The sequence below is a fragment of the Neptunitalea lumnitzerae genome, from assembly GCF_027924185.1.
In the GTDB taxonomy this organism is placed as follows: Bacteria; Bacteroidota; Bacteroidia; order Flavobacteriales; family Flavobacteriaceae; genus Neptunitalea; species Neptunitalea lumnitzerae.
Genome location: NZ_BRVO01000001.1, coordinates 576,090 through 595,151, shown reverse-complemented (window position 1 = coordinate 595,151; position 19,062 = coordinate 576,090). Strand labels below are relative to the sequence as shown.

The 19,062-nt window shown below is 33.9% G+C and carries 14 protein-coding genes; 11 read left to right on the top strand and 3 right to left on the bottom strand.

The features are described 5' to 3' along the window. The first annotated feature begins 21 nt into the window (after nucleotides 1-21). The 4 genes from mnmG to Y10_RS02650 all read left to right on the top strand — a co-directional run bounded on the left by mnmG (nucleotide 22) and on the right by Y10_RS02650 (nucleotide 5,196). Nucleotides 22-1,893: a tRNA uridine-5-carboxymethylaminomethyl(34) synthesis enzyme MnmG gene (mnmG, locus tag Y10_RS02665; protein WP_281763818.1), complete on the top strand. Its 1,872-nt coding sequence runs from the start codon at nucleotides 22-24 to the stop codon at nucleotides 1,891-1,893. A gap of 64 nt (nucleotides 1,894-1,957) precedes the next feature. Then, complete coding sequence (locus Y10_RS02660; RefSeq protein ID WP_281763817.1) at nucleotides 1,958-2,797, top strand: class I SAM-dependent methyltransferase; 840 nt, start codon at nucleotides 1,958-1,960, stop codon at nucleotides 2,795-2,797. A 289-nt stretch (nucleotides 2,798-3,086) separates the two neighbouring features. Beyond that, nucleotides 3,087-3,602: an OmpH family outer membrane protein gene (locus tag Y10_RS02655; RefSeq protein ID WP_281763816.1), complete on the top strand. Its 516-nt coding sequence runs from the start codon at nucleotides 3,087-3,089 to the stop codon at nucleotides 3,600-3,602. A gap of 79 nt (nucleotides 3,603-3,681) precedes the next feature. Then, on the top strand, nucleotides 3,682-5,196 hold the full coding sequence (locus tag Y10_RS02650) for an AsmA family protein (RefSeq protein WP_281763815.1): 1,515 nt from the start codon (nucleotides 3,682-3,684) through the stop codon (nucleotides 5,194-5,196). Here Y10_RS02650 and Y10_RS02645 read toward each other — a convergent pair. Then, the gene (locus Y10_RS02645) at nucleotides 5,191-5,589 is read right to left on the bottom strand and encodes a DoxX family protein (protein WP_281763814.1); all 399 of its coding nucleotides are present in this window, start codon (nucleotides 5,587-5,589) and stop codon (nucleotides 5,191-5,193) included. The two genes, Y10_RS02650 and Y10_RS02645, sit on opposite strands and share 6 nt — an antisense overlap. A 264-nt stretch (nucleotides 5,590-5,853) precedes the next feature. On the opposite strand from Y10_RS02645, the gene Y10_RS02640 reads away from it, so the two are divergent. From Y10_RS02640 to Y10_RS02630, 3 genes are all read left to right on the top strand, one after another. Then, nucleotides 5,854-6,738, top strand: a complete 885-nt coding sequence (locus tag Y10_RS02640; protein ID WP_281763813.1) for a LytTR family DNA-binding domain-containing protein — start codon at nucleotides 5,854-5,856, stop codon at nucleotides 6,736-6,738. 294 nt (nucleotides 6,739-7,032) lie between these two features. Further along, on the top strand, nucleotides 7,033-9,402 hold the full coding sequence (locus tag Y10_RS02635; protein WP_281763812.1) for a TonB-dependent receptor: 2,370 nt from the start codon (nucleotides 7,033-7,035) through the stop codon (nucleotides 9,400-9,402). Between the two features lie 8 nt (nucleotides 9,403-9,410). Next, complete coding sequence (locus Y10_RS02630) at nucleotides 9,411-10,274, top strand: DUF4249 domain-containing protein (RefSeq protein WP_281763811.1); 864 nt, start codon at nucleotides 9,411-9,413, stop codon at nucleotides 10,272-10,274. A 37-nt stretch (nucleotides 10,275-10,311) separates the two neighbouring features. On the opposite strand, the gene Y10_RS02625 is transcribed toward Y10_RS02630, so the two are convergent. Beyond that, nucleotides 10,312-11,463 (bottom strand): DNA polymerase III subunit, encoded by a 1,152-nt coding sequence (locus tag Y10_RS02625; RefSeq protein ID WP_281763810.1) that lies wholly within the window; start codon nucleotides 11,461-11,463, stop codon nucleotides 10,312-10,314. A 118-nt stretch (nucleotides 11,464-11,581) separates the two neighbouring features. Here Y10_RS02625 and Y10_RS02620 point away from each other — a divergent pair, with 118 nt between their 5' ends. From Y10_RS02620 to Y10_RS02605, 4 genes are all read left to right on the top strand, one after another. Beyond that, nucleotides 11,582-12,769 (top strand): phosphoglycerate kinase, encoded by a 1,188-nt coding sequence (locus Y10_RS02620; protein ID WP_281763809.1) that lies wholly within the window; start codon nucleotides 11,582-11,584, stop codon nucleotides 12,767-12,769. Nucleotides 12,770-12,917: 148 nt separating this feature from the next. Continuing rightward, nucleotides 12,918-14,495, top strand: coding sequence for a LysM peptidoglycan-binding domain-containing protein (locus tag Y10_RS02615; protein WP_281763808.1), 1,578 nt, complete (start codon nucleotides 12,918-12,920; stop codon nucleotides 14,493-14,495). Between the two features lie 22 nt (nucleotides 14,496-14,517). After that, entirely contained in the window at nucleotides 14,518-15,585 is a 1,068-nt protein-coding gene (locus tag Y10_RS02610) for a DUF4837 family protein (RefSeq protein ID WP_281763807.1), read from the top strand. Between the two features lie 103 nt (nucleotides 15,586-15,688). Beyond that, nucleotides 15,689-17,815 carry a Tex family protein gene (locus Y10_RS02605; protein WP_281763806.1) on the top strand — a complete coding sequence of 709 codons (2,127 nt, stop codon included), beginning with the start codon at nucleotides 15,689-15,691 and terminating at the stop codon, nucleotides 17,813-17,815. Here Y10_RS02605 and Y10_RS02600 read toward each other — a convergent pair. Continuing rightward, nucleotides 17,802-19,031, bottom strand: a complete 1,230-nt coding sequence (locus Y10_RS02600) for an MFS transporter (protein WP_281763805.1) — start codon at nucleotides 19,029-19,031, stop codon at nucleotides 17,802-17,804. The genes Y10_RS02605 and Y10_RS02600 overlap by 14 nt on opposite strands. Nucleotides 19,032-19,062 lie beyond the last annotated feature (31 nt).

The window sequence follows — 19,062 nt, the reverse complement described above, 5'->3', positions numbered from 1 at the left end:
GAACGATAAGATAAAAAATGTATGTTTGATAGAGAATATGATGTTATAGTAGTGGGTGCAGGGCATGCTGGTTCTGAGGCCGCGGCAGCGGCCGCGAATATGGGAGCTAGTACGTTGCTTATTACAATGAATCTGCAAAACATTGCGCAGATGTCTTGTAATCCGGCTATGGGTGGTATTGCAAAGGGGCAGATAGTTAGAGAGATAGATGCACTGGGTGGTTATAGTGGAATTGTAACAGATAAAACGGCTATTCAATTTAAAATGTTGAATAAGTCAAAAGGTCCTGCTATGTGGTCACCACGTGCTCAAAGTGACCGTATGAGGTTTGCTGAAGAGTGGAGAACCATGCTTGAAAATACACCTAATTTAGATTTTTATCAAGAAATGGTGTCCGGACTTATTATTAAGGATGGAGTTATAAAGGGGGTGAAAACATCTCTGGGAATTGAGGTATATGCTAAATCTGTTGTACTTACCAATGGTACCTTTTTGAATGGTTTAATTCATATTGGTGAGAAACAATTTGGAGGTGGTAGAGCAGGTGAAAGAGCTGCTACTGGTATTACAGAAGATTTGGTGAATATAGGTTTTGAAGCTGGTAGAATGAAAACAGGAACACCTCCAAGAGTGGACGGTCGTTCTTTGAATTTTGATAAAATGCTAGCGCAGCCGGGTGATGAAAATCCTGAGAAATTTTCGTATTCAGATGTTACAAAGCCTTTGACAAAACAGAGAGATTGTCATATGACGTATACTAGTGAAGCAGTACATGATGTATTGCGTTCTGGTTTTGACAGATCACCTATGTTTAATGGTTCTATAAAAAGTGTAGGCCCGAGATATTGCCCATCGATTGAGGATAAGATTAATCGTTTTGCAGATAAGGATCGTCATCAGATGTTTGTAGAGCCAGAAGGTTGGAATACGGTGGAGTATTATGTTAATGGTTTTTCTACTTCGTTACCAGAGGATGTACAATTTAAAGCACTGCGTTCTGTAGTTGGTTTTGAAAATGTAAAATTCTTTAGACCTGGTTATGCTATAGAGTATGATTATTTTCCACCAACTCAGTTAAGACATACATTAGAAACTAAATTAGTTTCTGGGTTGTATTTTGCGGGTCAGATTAATGGTACTACCGGATATGAAGAAGCGGCTTCTCAAGGTTTAATGGCGGGTATTAATGCTGCATTAAAGGTACAGGGTAGAGAGGAGTTTATTTTGAAAAGAAACGAAGCGTATATAGGGGTGTTAATAGATGACCTTATTACCAAGGGTACTGAGGAGCCATACCGTATGTTTACCTCTAGAGCAGAGTATAGAACTTTGTTACGTCAAGATAATGCTGATATTAGATTAACACCAAGAGGGTACGATATTGGTTTGGCAAAAGAATCTCGTATGATTCGTATGGAAGAAAAGCAACAAAAGGCTAATGCCTTTATTAACTTTTTCAAAGAAACGAGTTTAAAACCTGAAGATGCTAATCCTGTTTTAGATGATTTGAATTCGGCTCCTATGAAACAGTCTGATAAAATGTATAAAGTATTTTCTAGACCAAAGGTTACTATGGATCATATGAAGCAGTTTGCAGAGGTTGCCGAGTATATTAAAGAACATGATTTAGATACCGAGGTGTTAGAGCAAACAGAGATAGAAATTAAATACTCGGGTTATATAGCAAAAGAGAAGAATAATGCAGATAAACTAAATAGGTTAGAGGATATTAGAATTCCTGCCAATTTTAATTACGATAAATTAACTTCTGTATCTTTTGAGGCAAGAGAAAAATTAAAGAAGATTAAACCAGCAACGCTTTCGCAAGCTTCTCGTATTAGTGGGGTTTCTCCTAGTGATATTAGTATTATGCTGGTTTATATGGGACGATAATGCAGTTCCACGTGAAACAATATTAAAAATAATTCCTGCCTTTGGGCAGGAATTCTTATTTATAATGGATAGAGAACACATATTTTTAGAGGTCAAGGATCATTCCGTTTCAAAGGAAACTTTTAAGTTGGTTTTAGATGCGGAGTTGAAAATGTTAAAGACAACACCACAACCATCAGAAGAGGCGTTACCTGCTTATTACGAAAGTGAAGATTATATTTCGCATACAGATGCAAAGCGTTCTGTTTTTGAAAAAGTATATCATATTGTTAAAAAATATGCCTTAGCAAAAAAGGTAGCACTTATTGATTCTTTTCAAACTACTGAGAAAAATTTGTTAGATGTAGGGGCAGGTACCGGAGATTTTTTGTTGGCTGCAAAAAATAAAGGATGGAAGGTGTGTGGAGTAGAACCTAATGATGCTGCTATTACGAATGCTGCTAACAAGGGAGTTAATTTGTTTTCTTCATTAGATAAGTTGCCTAACCAAAAATTTGATGTTATTACCCTATGGCATGTGTTAGAACATTTACCAAACCTAGAAAAACAAATTGAGCAGATTAGTAGTTTCTTAAAACCGAACGGTGTTTTGGTAATTGCAGTTCCAAATTATGAAAGTTATGATGCTGCCTATTATAAACAGTTTTGGGCAGCATTTGATGTACCAAGACATTTGTGGCATTTTTCTAAAACGGCTATAAAAAATGTTTTCGGTAAACAGGGTTTTAATTTGGTGAAAGTACTACCTATGGTTTTTGATGCATTTTATGTGTCGTTATTATCTGAAAAATATAAAAGCGGAAAAATGAATTTTTTTAAAGCCTTTTGGATTGGTTGGCGCTCAAATTGGAAAGCGAAGCGTTCTGGTGCCTATTCTTCTCTAATTTATGTGCTAAAAAAGTAAAAAATACATTTTAAAGCTATTTTTAGCTTATTTAAGACTAGGTAAGGTTAAATTATATTACCTTTTTTTAAAAGTGTCTTAAATCGGCTTAAAATGAGCCGATTTTTATAAGAATTTCTTATAATTAATAAATTTTAGTATTGAAATTCCTTATACAAGGAATTTACTTAAAAATGATACTGGCAATGCTTTAATATAAGCGCCACTTTATTATTTTTGCTTTCGTTGATTTTTAGCGTTTAAATTTCAACATGAACAATGAATCAATTTATAGATTAAACAAATAGAGATGAAAAAATTAGTTGTTGCAATTATTGCGCTAGTAGGATTAGTTTCTTGTGGAGAACAAGAAAGAATTGTTTTTGTAGATAGAACAGAGTTATTGAAAGAATATCAAGGAAGAAAAGATATTGAAACTAAGTACAAAGATAAATTTGAGAAATTAGATATTAAAAAGGATAGTGTTAGTAAAGCACTTCAAATAGAAGCTAAAGATTTTCAAGATCAGGCTAAAAGTATGTCTCAAGCTAAAGCTCAAGAGAAGTATAATGGGTTAATGCAAAAACAACAGTATTGGACAGAGCAATTTCAAAACCAAGAGTACATGATTGGTCAAGATAGCCAGAAAGAGATTGATACGTTGTTGAAAAAGGTGAAGAAATTTATTGGTACTTACGGTAAAGAGCACAAATACACTTATATTTTAGGTTCTAACGATGCTGGTAGCGTTATGTACGGCGAAGAGTCTAAAGATATAACAGAGGATGTTTTAAAAGCATTAAACGATGAATATGCTAGAAACTAATTGGTTAAAAAAAGCATAAATAAAAATTAAAAGCGCTGTACTACAGCGCTTTTTTTTGTAATATCCCTTAAAAAATAGGGTGAAACTATCTAAAGGATTTAAAGTTGTTGCATTTATAGTACTAATAACACTTTTAGTAGGTGTGGTTGGTGCTTTTTTTATTGCGGATATTGCCAAGGATAAAATAGAGCAAGAATTATCCAAAAATTTTAAGGTGAATATTGCCGATGTAGACATTAATTTGCTGAATACTACAGCGTTTATAGACAGCATACAACTTTCTAGTAAAAACCGTGATAAGGATAGTATTCATGTACAGTTAAAGTCTGTCAATATAAATTTTTCTAGTTTATTCAATGTACTATGCTCAGATGATATTAAGATATCAGAGATTCGGTTAGAGCATCCTAGTGTAGAGATTTATAAAGCAAAAGTAGATAGTACTACAGAAAAGCAGCCTACTTCAGATTTTAAAAAGTCTTTTGAAATCAAAAATTTAACGGTAAAAAATGGTAGTATAGCCATGTACAATATTGCTGATAGTTTAGATACTACTGCAAAAAACATTGAAGTTTTGCTAGAGGATCTTCTAGTTTCTAAAGAAACAATCACCAAAAAAATACCCTTTCAGTATACCTTGAAATCGGTTAGACTCTCAGAAATTTATAAGGATATTAATGATATTCAGGAACTTAGAGTGCAAAGTTTCCACGTGGAACATTCTAAAATTGAGGTTGGGGGATTGGCATTAGAGCCCAAATATTCTAAAAAGGAATATGTAAATCATATACCATATCAAACAGATTGGATGGATTTACAAATACAATCTGTTGTGGTAAACGATTATTCTTTTGATTTGCTCAAGGAGAAACCTGAGGTGATAATTCCTGAAATAAATATTGATGGTGCCAATTTTCAATTATATAGAGATAAGAAGGTGCAGCGAGAGTTTAGCTTTAAACCACTTTACAGTAAAATGTTACGTGATTTAAATGCGGACTTAAAAGTGGATAGTATTGATATAGCCAATAGTACTATTGTGTACGAAGAGAAATTACCGGAACGAGATGAAGCTGGTAAATTGACTTTTGACGATTTACATATTGCCATAGCAAACATTGACAACATAAACAAAGGAAAGAAAACTCGTATTAATATTGATAGTAAATTCCTTAAAGAAGCTCCATTACACATTGATTGGATGTTTGATATTCACAATGAGCAAGATTATTTTGAAATACAAGGATCGCTGGGTACGGTATCGGTAAAAGAGCTTAATAACTTTTTAAAACCTAATATGCGAATTGAATTGGATGGCAAAGTAGACGATGTGTTATTCAATTTTTATGGTACAGACAGCAGTGCCAAAGGAGCTTTTTCAATTACTTATAACAATTTAGAAGTTGCTGTTTTAAATAAGAATAACAAGCGTAAGAAGAATAAAGTACTATCGGCCATTGCCAATATTTTTGTTAAAAAGGATAAGGAGAAATTTAAGCAGCAAGAGATCGCTGTAGACCGTACTAAGTATAAATCGTTTTTCAACTATTTTTGGTTATGTATACAAGACGGCCTTAAAAAGTCTGTTTTATAAATGGGAGAGTAGGTACACCAATGCAAAAGCCGGTATAAGGTATATCACTGTATTTCTAGCACCATCATAGTCTTTAACAATACGTTGCCCTATCACAAAAGAAAATAGCACCAGAACACACAATATACATCCATATAAGGCTATTTGCGGCATGTTCTCTGTTATAAGGTAAAAGGAGCCTACAATACATAAAAGAGTAGCTATAACCTCTAATACGAGTACTTTTATTAAAGCTATTTTTATAAACCTGGCCATAAACGTATTTTTAAAGTAATCTGTCAACCAGAATACTTGTCCTTTAAAATCTGAAATCTTTTCAAAGGCGCTGTAACCAAAGGTTATAATTAGCAATACAAGTAATAATACTTCCGTTATGTTTTGAGATAGAAACATCTTGTTTTTGTTTTTAACAAAGGTACCAATTGTCTAAGCTGTATTTTAATATTTCTATGCTTAAAATAATTTTTATTAAACAGGCTTGAGGGTTTATTTGTAACCTATATAGTGGCTTTATATGTGTATAATTATCTATAAAATAAGTGTTTATATACATAAGCTTAACATTAAAAAAACTTTATAGTTGTAACATTGAAAGTTTAATAGTAACAAATGCTAATGTAAATCGTTTAGGAAAAGTAGGTAGTTTAATCTATACAAATGCAAATACATAGCTTTTTAAAATTACGTTTTAAATATCTTCACAGCGCTAGAGAAAAGTGGCTCTATATTATTGGTGCTACCGTTTTTGCACATATTTTTTTAGTTGTATTTCAGCCCTATGGTATTTATGAAGAAATGAGAAACCCAATAAATCCATTGTTTCATAAGTTTCTTTTTTTTCTTTCTATAACGGTTAGTTCTTTTGCAGCCTTGAGTTTGTCTCAATTAGTTTTACGTCCACTTTTAAAATTTCAAGAGGTAAGTATTAAAAAGTACGCACTTTGGTTTTGCATAGAAACATTTATTATCACCTTTATATCCTTTTTATTTTCACTTGTTATACCTGATTTGGGAAATGATTTTGAATTAGAACTTAACATTGGGTTTCAGGTTACCAATTATTTTAGAGCGTTTATCATTTTATTATTCCCATTTTTTGGGGTTATCGTATATGAATTTATTCAAAAATTAAATGGTGAAATAAAAGAGCTTTCAGTGCAACTGTCACATTACCAGCAAGCTTTTGAAAAGGCACATCCAGAAGAGTTATTAATAGTAAAAGATGAAAATGAAAATGTATCATTAGAGTTGTACTTAAAGAATTTTTTAATGGCGGAAGCTGGCAATCAATACATCATTGTTTACTATTTGGAAAAAGGAAAAATTAAAAAGGAGATTGTAAGAAACCGACTGAAAAATTTTTTGTTAGCGTGTACTGATAGTAGTATTTATCAGTGTCACAGATCGTATGCTGTAAATCTTATAAATGTGTCGCATTTAGATAAGAATCAGGGGAAAAATTTCTTAGCCTTTTACCAAGATGAATATTTAAGAGCCCCCGTTTCTAAATCATACTTAGAGCAAATAAAAAAAGTACTATAACAAACTATACTTGTAAAATAACATTTCACTCCAAAAATGATAAATTCACTCCAAACCAATACTAAAATTAGAAAGAATGGGTTTTTTAAAGAAAATTTGTACTGTTTTCACGTGAAACCTACTTAAGGAATAATGCCTATTTAGTATTAATCAGATAATTTTAAGTGTATAGAAAGTGCGTTCACTCTTGGTTTTTACATGTTCACATTTTTAAAATTAAGATACCCTTATTCGCTGAGTTATATTGAAAAATTATGAATTGTAAATACATAAACTAAACTATTAAAAAGAACTATGAAAAAATTACTTTTTGTTACATGTTGCCTCCTAACGGTGCTGGTCTATGGGCAAGAATCGTATACCATTAGCGGTTCCATAACCGATGCCAGTAATGGAGAAACAGTGTACGGAGCCTCTATTTATTTAGAGGGTACAACTTATGGGGTAACTACCAATACGTATGGTTTTTACTCACTAACCGCCCCTGAGGGCACCTATAAATTAGTAATTTCTTATATAGGGTATGAGCAGGTGTCTCAAGAAATAGTACTAACTGCAGATACAAAACTAAATTTTGAGATTCAAGAATCCTCTATGGCATTAGAAGAAGTGGTACTTACAGCTGATGAAAATGAGGCAACAAATATTAAAACTCCGCAAATGAGTGTGACCACGCTTAAAACGGAAACTATAAAAAAAATACCGGTGGTTTTAGGAGAAGTAGATATTATTAAATCTATTCAGTTATTGCCAGGGGTATCTAATGCTGGTGAGGGCGCCGGCGGATTTAATGTAAGAGGTGGTGCTGCCGACCAAAATTTGGTTTTGTTAGATGAGGCTATTATTTATAATACTTCGCATTTATTCGGGTTTTTCTCAGTTTTTAATGCCGATGCTATTAAAGACTTAGAACTGTACAAAGGTGCTATACCTGCACAATTTGGGGGTAGAGTTTCTTCTGTTTTAGATGTACGCCAAAAAGATGGGAACAATAAGAATTTTAACCTTACGGGTGGTATTGGGGTAGTATCTAGTCGTTTAGCGGCAGAGGGTCCGCTAGTAAAAGATAAAAGTTCATTTTTATTAGCAGGGCGTGGTTCTTATGCTCATTTATTTTTAAAAATAGCAGATGAACCTAATACCGCTTATTTCTATGATGTAAACGGAAAAGTAAATTATCAGTTAGGAGATAGAGATAAGCTATATTTATCTGGTTACTATGGTAGAGATGTGATGAAGATTGACGGTATTTTTGAAAACAATTACGGAAACATTTCTGGTAACTTACGTTGGAACCACGTGTTTAATGACAAACTGTTTTCTAATGCATCTTTAATTTATAGCAAATATGATTATCAGGTAATTATAGATTTTGTAGAGTTAGATTGGATAGCTTCTATCGACAACTATAATTTTAAGTATGATTTAAAGTATTATGCCAACCAAAACCTAAAGTTAAATGCAGGTATTAGTAGTATTTACTACAATTTTAATCCGGGTGAGGTAATGCCAACTTCAGAAAGTTCTGCTGTAAATTATTTGCAATTGGATGAAAAACGAGCTTTAGAACATGGGGCTTATATAAGTGCTGAGCATAAATTAACCGATAAGTTAACGGCATTGTACGGGTTACGTTTTAGTCTGTTTAGCAGATTAGGCGGTCAGAATTTGAATAATTATGCGAACGATTTACCAGTGGTGTATAATGAAACTTTAGGAGTATATGAAGAGGGAGAAGTGCTTTCTGAAACGTATTATGATAGGGGAGAAACAATTGAATCTTACAACAATTTTGAACCACGTTTAGGGCTTTCTTATCAGCTAAATGATGATACTTCTGTAAAAGTAGGTTACAGCCGTACGGCTCAATATTTACATTTACTATCGAATACCCAAGCGGTTACTCCGGTTGATGTATGGGCACCTAGTGGAAAATTCATAAAACCTCAATTATCAGATCAGTTTTCTGCCGGGTACTTTAGAAATTTTGCAGGTAACAAATACTCATTGGAAGTAGAGAGTTTTTATAAGACAGTTGATAATAGAATAGACTACGTAGACGGATCTGATTTGATAGGGAATAATACTATTGAAACGGAAATTTTAAGTGGAGAAGCCAGAGCGTATGGTTTAGAGGTTTTACTTAAAAAGAACAAAGGTAATTTAACGGGTTGGATAGCTTATACGTTATCAAAATCTGAACAAAGAACTCCAGGTGGTGCTTCAGGTGGTTTGGGTATTAATAACGGAAATTGGTACAACACTTCTTATGACCGTACCCATGATTTATCTGTTACGGGTAGTTATTATTTAAGTAAAAAATGGAGTTTAGGGGCTAACCTTATATTTCAAACGGGAAGACCTGTAACATACCCTAACGGACAGTACCAATATGAGGGTATTTCGGTAGCTAATTATGCTGGTAGAAATGAGAATAGATTACCAGCTTATCACAGAATAGATTTGTCTGCTACTTATACCCCAAACAGAAAGCCAGATGCACGTTGGAAAGGAGAATGGGTATTTAGTATTTACAATGTCTACAATCGCTATAATGCGGCTTCTATAACCTTTGGTCAAAATCAGGCAACCGGTGTTAATGAGGCTGTAAGAACCAGTATTTTTGGTGCAGTACCGTCTGTATCTTATAATTTTAAATTTTAATGAAGGCTATGAAAAATTTATATATAAAACCTTGGTTATATACTGTATTTGCAATGGTATTAGTGAGTTCTTGTACCGATGTTGTAGATGTAGAACTAGAAGATGAAACACCTAATTTGGTAATTGAAGGATCGTTAGATTGGTCTATTGATGAAAACGGCACCTTAGATGGAAGTGAACAAACCATTACTTTGAGTATGTCTACTCCGTATTTTTCTCAAGATGAAGTAACTAACGTAACCGGAGCTTCTGTAGTAGTAACTAATGATAGTACAGGAGAAACCTATATTTTTCAAGACCAAAATGATGGAACCTATTATACCAATACTTTTGAACCGGTAGAAAACCAAACCTTTACGCTTCACGTGGAATATGATGGAGAAACTTATGAGGGTAGCGATACATTTTTACCAGGAAGTTTAATTGAATATTACGGGCAGTCTACTATGGGTGGTTTTGATTCGGATTTGATAGAGATTAATTTTTACATTCAGGATGATGCTACACTAGAAAACTTTTATCTGGAAAAGTTCTATCGCCATGGTGATTTATTAAATAGTATAGAAACTTTTTCTGATGAGTTTGTAAATGGAAATCTAATAAATGATTTTTATGAAATTAGTGATGACGATGATGATGATATAGAACCGCTGCAACCGGGTGATGTAGTAGATATATATTTGTATAGTATTACAGAGAATTACTTTAATTACATGATGATTCTCTTAAACCAATCTGAGGCTACCGGCAATCCGTTTGCTTCTATTCCAGTGGCATTACAGGGTAATTGCAAAAATATATCTGGTGGTAAAGATGCCTACGGATATTTTAGAACTACCCAAGTACATAAAATAACCTATACAGTGCTTTAAAAATATATGGCCGTCTATTAAATGTAGACGGCTTTTTTTAAGCTTCTTTTTTGTGTAAGTAACGCGTTAGTTTTATAGATAAATCGGTAAAAATAATCTTTGCATTTCCATTTCTTTCTACGTGGTACAAGGCATCTTCTAACTCTTTTGTAATTTCCATAATGTTGCCACTATGTACAAAAGGTGCAAATTTTTCTAAATGAAAACCTTCTACCTTCATATCTAAATACACCAACTCTTGGGTTTGGTAATTCAGTAATAATGCCTGCCTAAAAACTTCCATACAAAAGTTTAAAAATTGCTTTTGGGTTTCTCTTCCCGTAGCGGCAATTTCTTCACTCCACATAATAAGGTCGTTAATCACAGCTTTATTCCCTTTGGCCTTAAAGGCACTTCGTACCCAAAAAACAAACCATCTTTCAAAAACAATATCTTCAGAATCTTTTAATGATAAATCAATTGCTTTGTTATAATTTCCTTGAGCTTGGTGCGCAATTTTAGCAGCATCGGCTGCTAAAATTCCACGTGAAACTAGCCCTTGTTTAACCACCTCTTCCGTTAACGGAGGAAAGTGTAAAATTTGGCATCTGGAACGTATGGTTTGTATAATTTGTTCTTCTTTTTCAGCAACTAATAAAAAGATAGTTTTTTGAGGGGGCTCTTCTATTAATTTCAGCAGTTTATTAGCGGCGGCAGTGTTCATACGGTCGGCCATCCAAATAATCATAATCTTATAGCCTCCTTCGTAAGATTTTAAGCTTAAAGATTTTACAATATCTGTAGCTTCATCAACCCCTATAAGACCTTGTTTGTTTTCAATACCCAATAACTGAAACCAGTCAAACGCATTTCCGTAAGCTTGCTCATTTATAAAGGTTCTCCATTCTTCCATAAAATGACTACTCACAGGGTGTTTCTTCACCTTGTCGTTAGTAGCAACCGGAAAAGCAAAATGTAAATCGGGATGCGATAAATGTTCAAACTTAATATTACAACTTTCGTTACCACCCGTATTTTCACCATCAGTATTTTTGCAAAGTATGTATTGCGCATAAGCAATAGCCATGGGTAAGGTACCAGAACCTTCTGGGCCTACAAATAATTGAGCATGAGGTATTCTTCCGCTATCGGCACTTACGGTTAAGTGATTTTTGATATGTTGCTGACCTAATATTCTTGAAAAAAGCATGCACAAAGATAGTTGTTTTAAAATAGTAAGTTTTTAATAATTTCTGCTCTATATCATGTAAAGGCTAATTAATATTAGTTACTTTTGTTTATATTAACTACGAGATAACATCCATAATATGAAAACAATCGACGATTTTAATTTTGAGAATAAAAAAGCATTAATTAGAGTTGACTTTAACGTACCGTTAGATGCAGATTTTAATGTAACGGATACTACGCGTATTGAAGCTGCTAAACCAACTATTGTAAAAATATTAGAAGATGGTGGTAGTGCTGTTTTAATGAGTCACTTAGGAAGACCAAAAGGATTTCAGGATGAATTTTCTTTAAAGCATATTGTAGCAAAAGCTTCAGAAATTTTAGGAGTAGAAGTGAAGTTTGTAGCAGATTGTGTGGGTGAAAAAGTAGAAGCTGCTGTTGCCGATTTAAAAGCGGGAGAAGTTTTATTACTTGAAAACCTTCGTTATTATGGTGAAGAAACTAAAGGAGACGAAGATTTTGCTGAAAAATTATCGAAATTAGGTGATATCTATGTAAACGATGCTTTTGGTACTGCACACAGAGCACACGCATCTACTACTATTGTTGCTAAGTTTTTCCCAGAAAGCAAATGTTTTGGGTATTTATTAGCAAAAGAAATTGAAGCTATTGATAAGGTAATGGCTAGCGGTGAAAAACCTGTTACAGCTATCTTAGGTGGTTCTAAAGTATCTTCTAAAATTACCATTATCGAAAATATTTTAGATAAAGTAGATAACTTAATTATTGGTGGAGGTATGACCTACACATTTGTGAAAGCACAAGGTGGTAGTGTTGGTAATTCTATCTGTGAAGATGATAAGCAAGAACTTGCTTTAGATATTTTAAAACAAGCAGAAGCTAAAGGAGTTAAAGTATATATTCCTGTTGATGTTGTAGCTGCAGACGATTTTAAAAATGATGCCAATACACAAGTATCACCTGTAAATGCAATTCCTGATGGATGGGAAGGTTTAGATGCAGGACCAGAAACTTTAGAGATTTTCAAAAAAGTAATTTTAGAGTCTAAAACTATTTTATGGAATGGACCTGTAGGAGTTTTTGAAATGGAAACTTTTGCAAAAGGTACTATTGCTGTAGGTAACTTTATTGACGAAGCTACTAAAGGAGGTGCTTTCTCTTTAGTTGGTGGTGGAGATTCTGTTGCTGCTGTAAAACAGTTTGGATTTGAAGATAAAGTAAGTTATGTATCTACTGGTGGTGGAGCAATGTTAGAAAGCTTAGAGGGTAAAACATTACCTGGTATTGCTGCTATCTTAGCGTAAGCTGTATTTAAATACATAAAATAGAATATGAAAAACCTTGCGAATAGCAAGGTTTTTTCATTTTTAACAGCTTAGAGTTAAAATTGTAACGAAAAAATACGATTTTTGGAAAATTGAATAGAAATCATCCTGAAAAATTAGTGGATATATGAAAGTTTTTTGTGCGTTTAGTATGATTTTTTTGTCGGTTGCAATGTATGCTCAAGATGCTGATAAAAGGAGCGAAAGCAAGGCAGATTCTATAATTATTCTTGAAAAGGAGGCAGGAATGTCTGTAGAAATAGATACCCTTGATAAAAAGAAAACCGATTTTTTTCCGAGAATTAACGGAAAATATAATTTAGAAGATATTGAAATTGCTTACCAGTTAGATACCTTATGGATGAAAGAGTTATACAATTCTGATTTGTATAACGAAATGTATGCCGACGTAACAGAAGGAACATTAGAAGAGGAGTTAGAATATAAGGAAATCAATACGGATACGTTGAAAGCTAGATTGGCAGCACTTAACCAAAGAACACCTTTCAATATTTCATACAATCAAGAGCTGGAGCGCATAATTAACTCGTTTCTTAAAAATAGAAGAGAAAGCTTAACCCGCTTAATGAGTATGAGCGATTACTACTTTCCTATATTTGAAGAGAAATTAGATAAATACGATTTACCTTTAGAGATAAAATACCTTGCTATTGTAGAATCAGCTTTTAATCCGAAGGCAAAATCTAGAGTAGGGGCAACAGGTTTGTGGCAGTTTATGTACCAAACAGGAAAAATGTATAACTTAGATGTTAGTAGTTATGTAGATGAGCGTTCAGACCCAATGCGTTCTACTGAAGCAGCATCACAGTTTTTAGCTAGATTATACGCTATTTTTGGTGATTGGGATTTAGCACTAGCAGCGTATAATTCAGGTCCGGGTAATGTAACCAAAGCCATTAGAAGATCTGGAGGGTACCAAAATTATTGGAATTTAAGACCTTATCTTCCACGTGAAACAGCTGGGTATGTTCCTTTATTCTTAGCTACTATGTATGTTTTTGAATATGCTGAAGAACATGGTTTTAAACCTAAAAGAACTGTTTTTCCATATTTTCAAACAGATACTATTCATGTAAAGAATACTATTAGTTTTGATCAGATTTCTGAACTAACAGGCATTGAAATGGAAGAGATACAGTTTTTTAACCCTGCCTATAAGCTAGATATCATTCCGTTTATAAAAGATAAAAACTATACGCTACGCCTACCTAAAGATAAAATAGGCTTATTTGTAGCTAACGAGGATAGTATATATGCGTATGTAAAAGCAGAAGAAGCTAAAAGAGAAAAGCCGTTACCACAGTTTTTTAATAACGATACCAAAATTGTATACAGAGTGCGTTCTGGCGATGTATTGGGTAAAATTGCACAACGTTATAAAGTTAGGGTTAGTAGTATTAAAAGATGGAATGGCTTACGAAATAATAATATTAGAATAGGCCAAAAGCTTGTTATATACCCTAGAAGTATACCTAAGAAAACCGCTAGTAAAACAACCAAAACAAAAAAGCAGAACACAACAAATACTGCTAATGCAAAGTACCATATAGTTCAAGAAGGAGATTCCCTTTGGAGCATTTCAAAAAAATATCCTGGAATTACTATAGAACAAATTAAACTTTGGAACGATATTAGCAGTACTAATTTAAAATTAGGCACAAAATTGAAATTGTGCGATTGTTAGACTAAAAATTTAAACTAAAGAGATGAAAAAAATCTTTTTTTTCGTTGTTGCAATGATGGTTTTGCAAGCTTGTAAAACTACCAAAGAAGAAGATTATAAAAGAGCATCTACAGGGGCCGTTAACTCGTTGTATGTTGTGGTGAGTAACGATATGTGGAATGGTAAAGTGGGCGATAAGATTAGGTCTTACTTTGCTGCACCGGTTGAAGGCTTATCTGTAGAAGAGCCTATGTTTTCTATCAAACAAATACCACCTTCTATTTTTGCAGATACAAAGTACAGTAGAAATCTATTGATTATTCAGAAAGCAGATGAAGATGCTGCAGGTATCTCAGAAGATTTATATGCAGAACCACAGCAAGTGGCTATTATTAAAGGAAATTCAGAAGAAAAGATATTAGAACTTTTAGATATCAACGCTCCTAAAATGATTGAAAACTTTAGAGATCATGAAGTTTTAGAAGCTCAAGAGCGTATGATTACTTCAGAATCTAAAGAAAAGGCATTATTAAATGAGTTTGGAATAACCTTAAAATTGCCAACAACCTACATCATTACAACACAAAAGGATAAGTTTTTCTGGATAAGAAGACAAATTCAGAAATATGAAGGCGGACTGTTGGTATATGAAGTACCGTTTGATAGTGTACCAAAAGGTGAAGCAGTAAAAAGTAAAATGATTGCAGATTCTTTACCAACACCGGTAGACGGTCAGTTATCTGATTTTATTGTAAGTATGAGAGATTCTATTGGGAAGGCACATGTGCCAGGTAGAAACCCTGAAACTATGTATATGATTACAGAGAAAGGTTTTGCCCCTAGTATTAAAACACTTACCATAGATGGTAGAGAAGCGGTTGAAAGCAGAGGGTTATGGGAAATGAAGAACTTTATTATGGGTGGCCCGTATGTAAACTATATGATTGCAGACGAAGCTAACAACCGTTATATTGTTATAGATGGTTTTGTTTTTGCACCTTCTATAGACAAGCGCGATTATATGTTTGAATTAGAAGCCATCGTGAAATCTATTAAGTTTAAAGAAGATGCCGATTTTGACCTTAAAAAATATGGGTTAGATAAGAAATAAGTTCAGCTATATAAGAACAATAAAAATCCTGCCATTTTGGTGGGATTTTTTTATGGATACCAACTAAAAAGTTACTTTTGAAAAAATAAATTATTAGAAGCAGATGACCATTTTATCTTATATTTTACAACACACTAATTTACCAGAAAGAGGAGTTACCAATACCCTGAAATTATTAAATGAAGATTGTACAATTCCTTTTATTTCTAGATACCGTAAAGAAATGACAGGTAATTTAGATGAGGTTGCCATTGGCGATATTGCAAAATATAAAGCTGCTTTTGAAGAGCTTGAAAAAAGGAAAGAGACCATACTAAAAGCTATTGAAGAGCAAGAAGCACTAACCCCAGAGCTAAAGAAGAAAATAGAACAAGCTACTACGCTTATACAATTAGAAGATTTATACCTACCCTACAAGAAACAACGTACTACCCGTGCTGCTATAGCTAAGAAAAAAGGCTTAGAACCCTTGGCTAAGGCTATTATGAAGCAGCAAGAGAATAATGTAGACTTTATTGCAGAAAAGTACCTTACAGATGAAGTAACGTCGGTAGATGAAGCTTTAAAGGGGGCTAGAGATATTATGGCAGAATGGATTAATGAAAATGAGCACGTAAGAAAGCGTGTGCGTAATCTGTTTAGTAGAAAAGCCAGTATTAGTGCCAAGGTAGTTAAAGCTAAGAAAGACGAAGAAGAGGCACAGAAATACCAACAGTATTTTGATTGGGATGAGCCTTTGCACAAAGCACCTTCACACCGTTTGTTGGCAATGCTTAGAGCGGTAAATGAAGGCTATGTAAAACTTAAGGTAGATGTAGAAAAAGAGGAAGCGCTAGATATTATTGATGATATAGTTATTAAAACAGATGTTGAGAGTAGTACCAACCAGGTTTTTATAGCTATAGAAGATGCTTATAAAAGACTGTTGCAACCTGCAATTTCTAATGAGGTTTTAAAGGAAGCTAAAGAAATTGCAGATGCTGCTGCCATAAAGGTGTTTTCTTCTAACTTACGTCAATTACTGTTAGGGGCACCATTAGGTGAAAAACGAATTTTAGCGTTAGACCCTGGATATAAGAGTGGTTGTAAAGTGGTGTGTTTAGATGAAAATGGCGATTTAAAACACAACGAAAATATATATCCGCATCCGCCACAGCGCGAGACAGCTATGGCTATTAAAAAAATAAAAAGCTTGGTAAATGCATACGATATTGAAGCTATTGCCATTGGTAATGGTACAGCTTCTAGAGAAACGGAAGCATTTATTAAAAAAATTGCTTTTGATAGAGACCTTCAGGTATTTGTAGTTAATGAAAGTGGTGCTTCGGTATATTCGGCATCTAAAATTGCGAGAGCAGAATTTCCTAGTTATGATGTTACGGTACGTGGTGCGGTATCTATTGGTAGAAGATTAGCAGACCCATTGGCTGAATTGGTAAAAATAGACCCTAAGTCTATTGGAGTAGGGCAATACCAGCACGATGTAGACCAAAGCAAACTAAAAGATGAATTAGATACTGTAGTAATGAGCTGTGTAAATACCGTAGGGGTTAATGTAAATACAGCCAGTGCACCATTGCTTAGTTATGTGTCTGGTATTGGTAATTCGTTAGCTGAAAATATTGTAAAATATCGGACTGAAAATAACGGTATAAAATCGAGGAAAGAGTTACTAAAGGTAAGTAGGTTAGGAGCTAAAGCGTTTGAACAGAGTGCGGCCTTTTTGCGTATTACAAACCCTGAGCATCCGTTAGATAATTCTGCGGTACACCCTGAGCGTTATAATCTGGTAGAGAAAATGGCGAAAGACCATAAAGTATCGGTATTGCAATTGATAGGGAATAAAGAGCTTATTAAACAGCTTAATTTAAACAAATACTGTACTGATGAGGTTGGACTACCAACCTTAACAGATATTGCCTCAGAATTAGAAAAACCAGGCTTAGACCCTAGAAAAAAGGCTAAGGTTTTTGAGTTTGATAAGAATATTAAAACTATTAATGACCTGAAAGCAGGAATGAAAGTACCAGGTATTGTAAATAACATTACCAATTTTGGGTGTTTTGTAGATATAGGTATTAAAGAAAGTGGTTTGGTACATATTTCTAAACTGGCTACTGAGTTTATTTCAGATGTAAACTCAGTAGTGCAATTACACCAGCATGTGATGGTAACTATTACTGAAGTTGATTTGGCTAGAAAACGTATTCAACTTTCTATGATTGACTAAGGGTGTTATTTTTTGTTCTTATAAAATAAAAGATTGCTGCAATTAATACGGCTGAAATACCTTCTAAAAATACCGTTAGAGAACTACCTATAGCATGCGATACTAGCCCTACTAGTAAACCACCCAAGGGTAGCATTCCAAATAAAGACATAGCAAATAAACTAATCATTCGGCCTCTCATTTCAGGGGCCGATTTTGTTTGTATTATAGTAAGGCAAATGGTAGATTGGGTAAGCCCTGAAAAACCAGTTATGATGGTTAATAATAATGCGATGGGTAAATAGGTCATGTAAGCAAATAACATTAAAGAAATGCCTAATAAAACTGCATTGACAAGTAAAACACGCGTTAACCTGTTGGTTTCTTTTTGTGCAGCTAAAAATAACGACCCTAAAAAGGCACCAAACCCGATACAGCTGGTAATATACCCAAAGGTTTCTGCATCTCCGTGGAACATATCTTTAGCAAAATCGGGTAATAGTGTAATGTAGGGTGATACCAATAAGGCTATAAACCCAATGTATATGGTTAGTATTCCTAATTGTTTGTTGAGTTTTAAATAGTTAATACCATCTTTAATTTCATCTAAATTACTTCGGGTTTTGGTTTTTATTTTATGAGGTGTCAGTTTTAATAAAAACAAAGAAATAATTACGGCTAAATAACTTACCGCGTTTAAGGTAAAACAAATGCTAGCCCCTAATTTACTTAGTATAATACCAGCCAGTGCAGGGCCTACCAAACGAGCAATATTTACAATAGATGAATTGAGCGCTACTGCGTTTTGCAAGTCGGTAGTGCTGGTTACCAAACGGTTCATTAAAGATTGCCTTGCGGGTACATCAAATGCATTAATAATTCCCAAAAGGGTTACCAATGCTAGAATATGCCAAATATGGTAGTTGTTTGTATATATTAAAACGGCTAATAAAGTAGCCTGTAGCAAAGAGGCAATTTGTGTAATAAGTACTATGGTATGCTGGTTATACCTATCAGATAAAATACCTCCGTATAAGGAAAATATAAACATGGGAAATTGAGAGCAAAAAGCTGCCAGACCTAACATAAAATTAGAGTCGGTAACATCATAAACAACCCAGCTAACCGCGGTGCGCTCCATCCAGGTACCAATTCTAGAAATGGCTTGCCCGGTAATAAAAATTCTGAAGTTAGGATGTTGAAGTGCCCTAAAGGTACTTTTAGACCATTTTTTCATAACAGCAGTACTTGTACAGAATATCTATTCT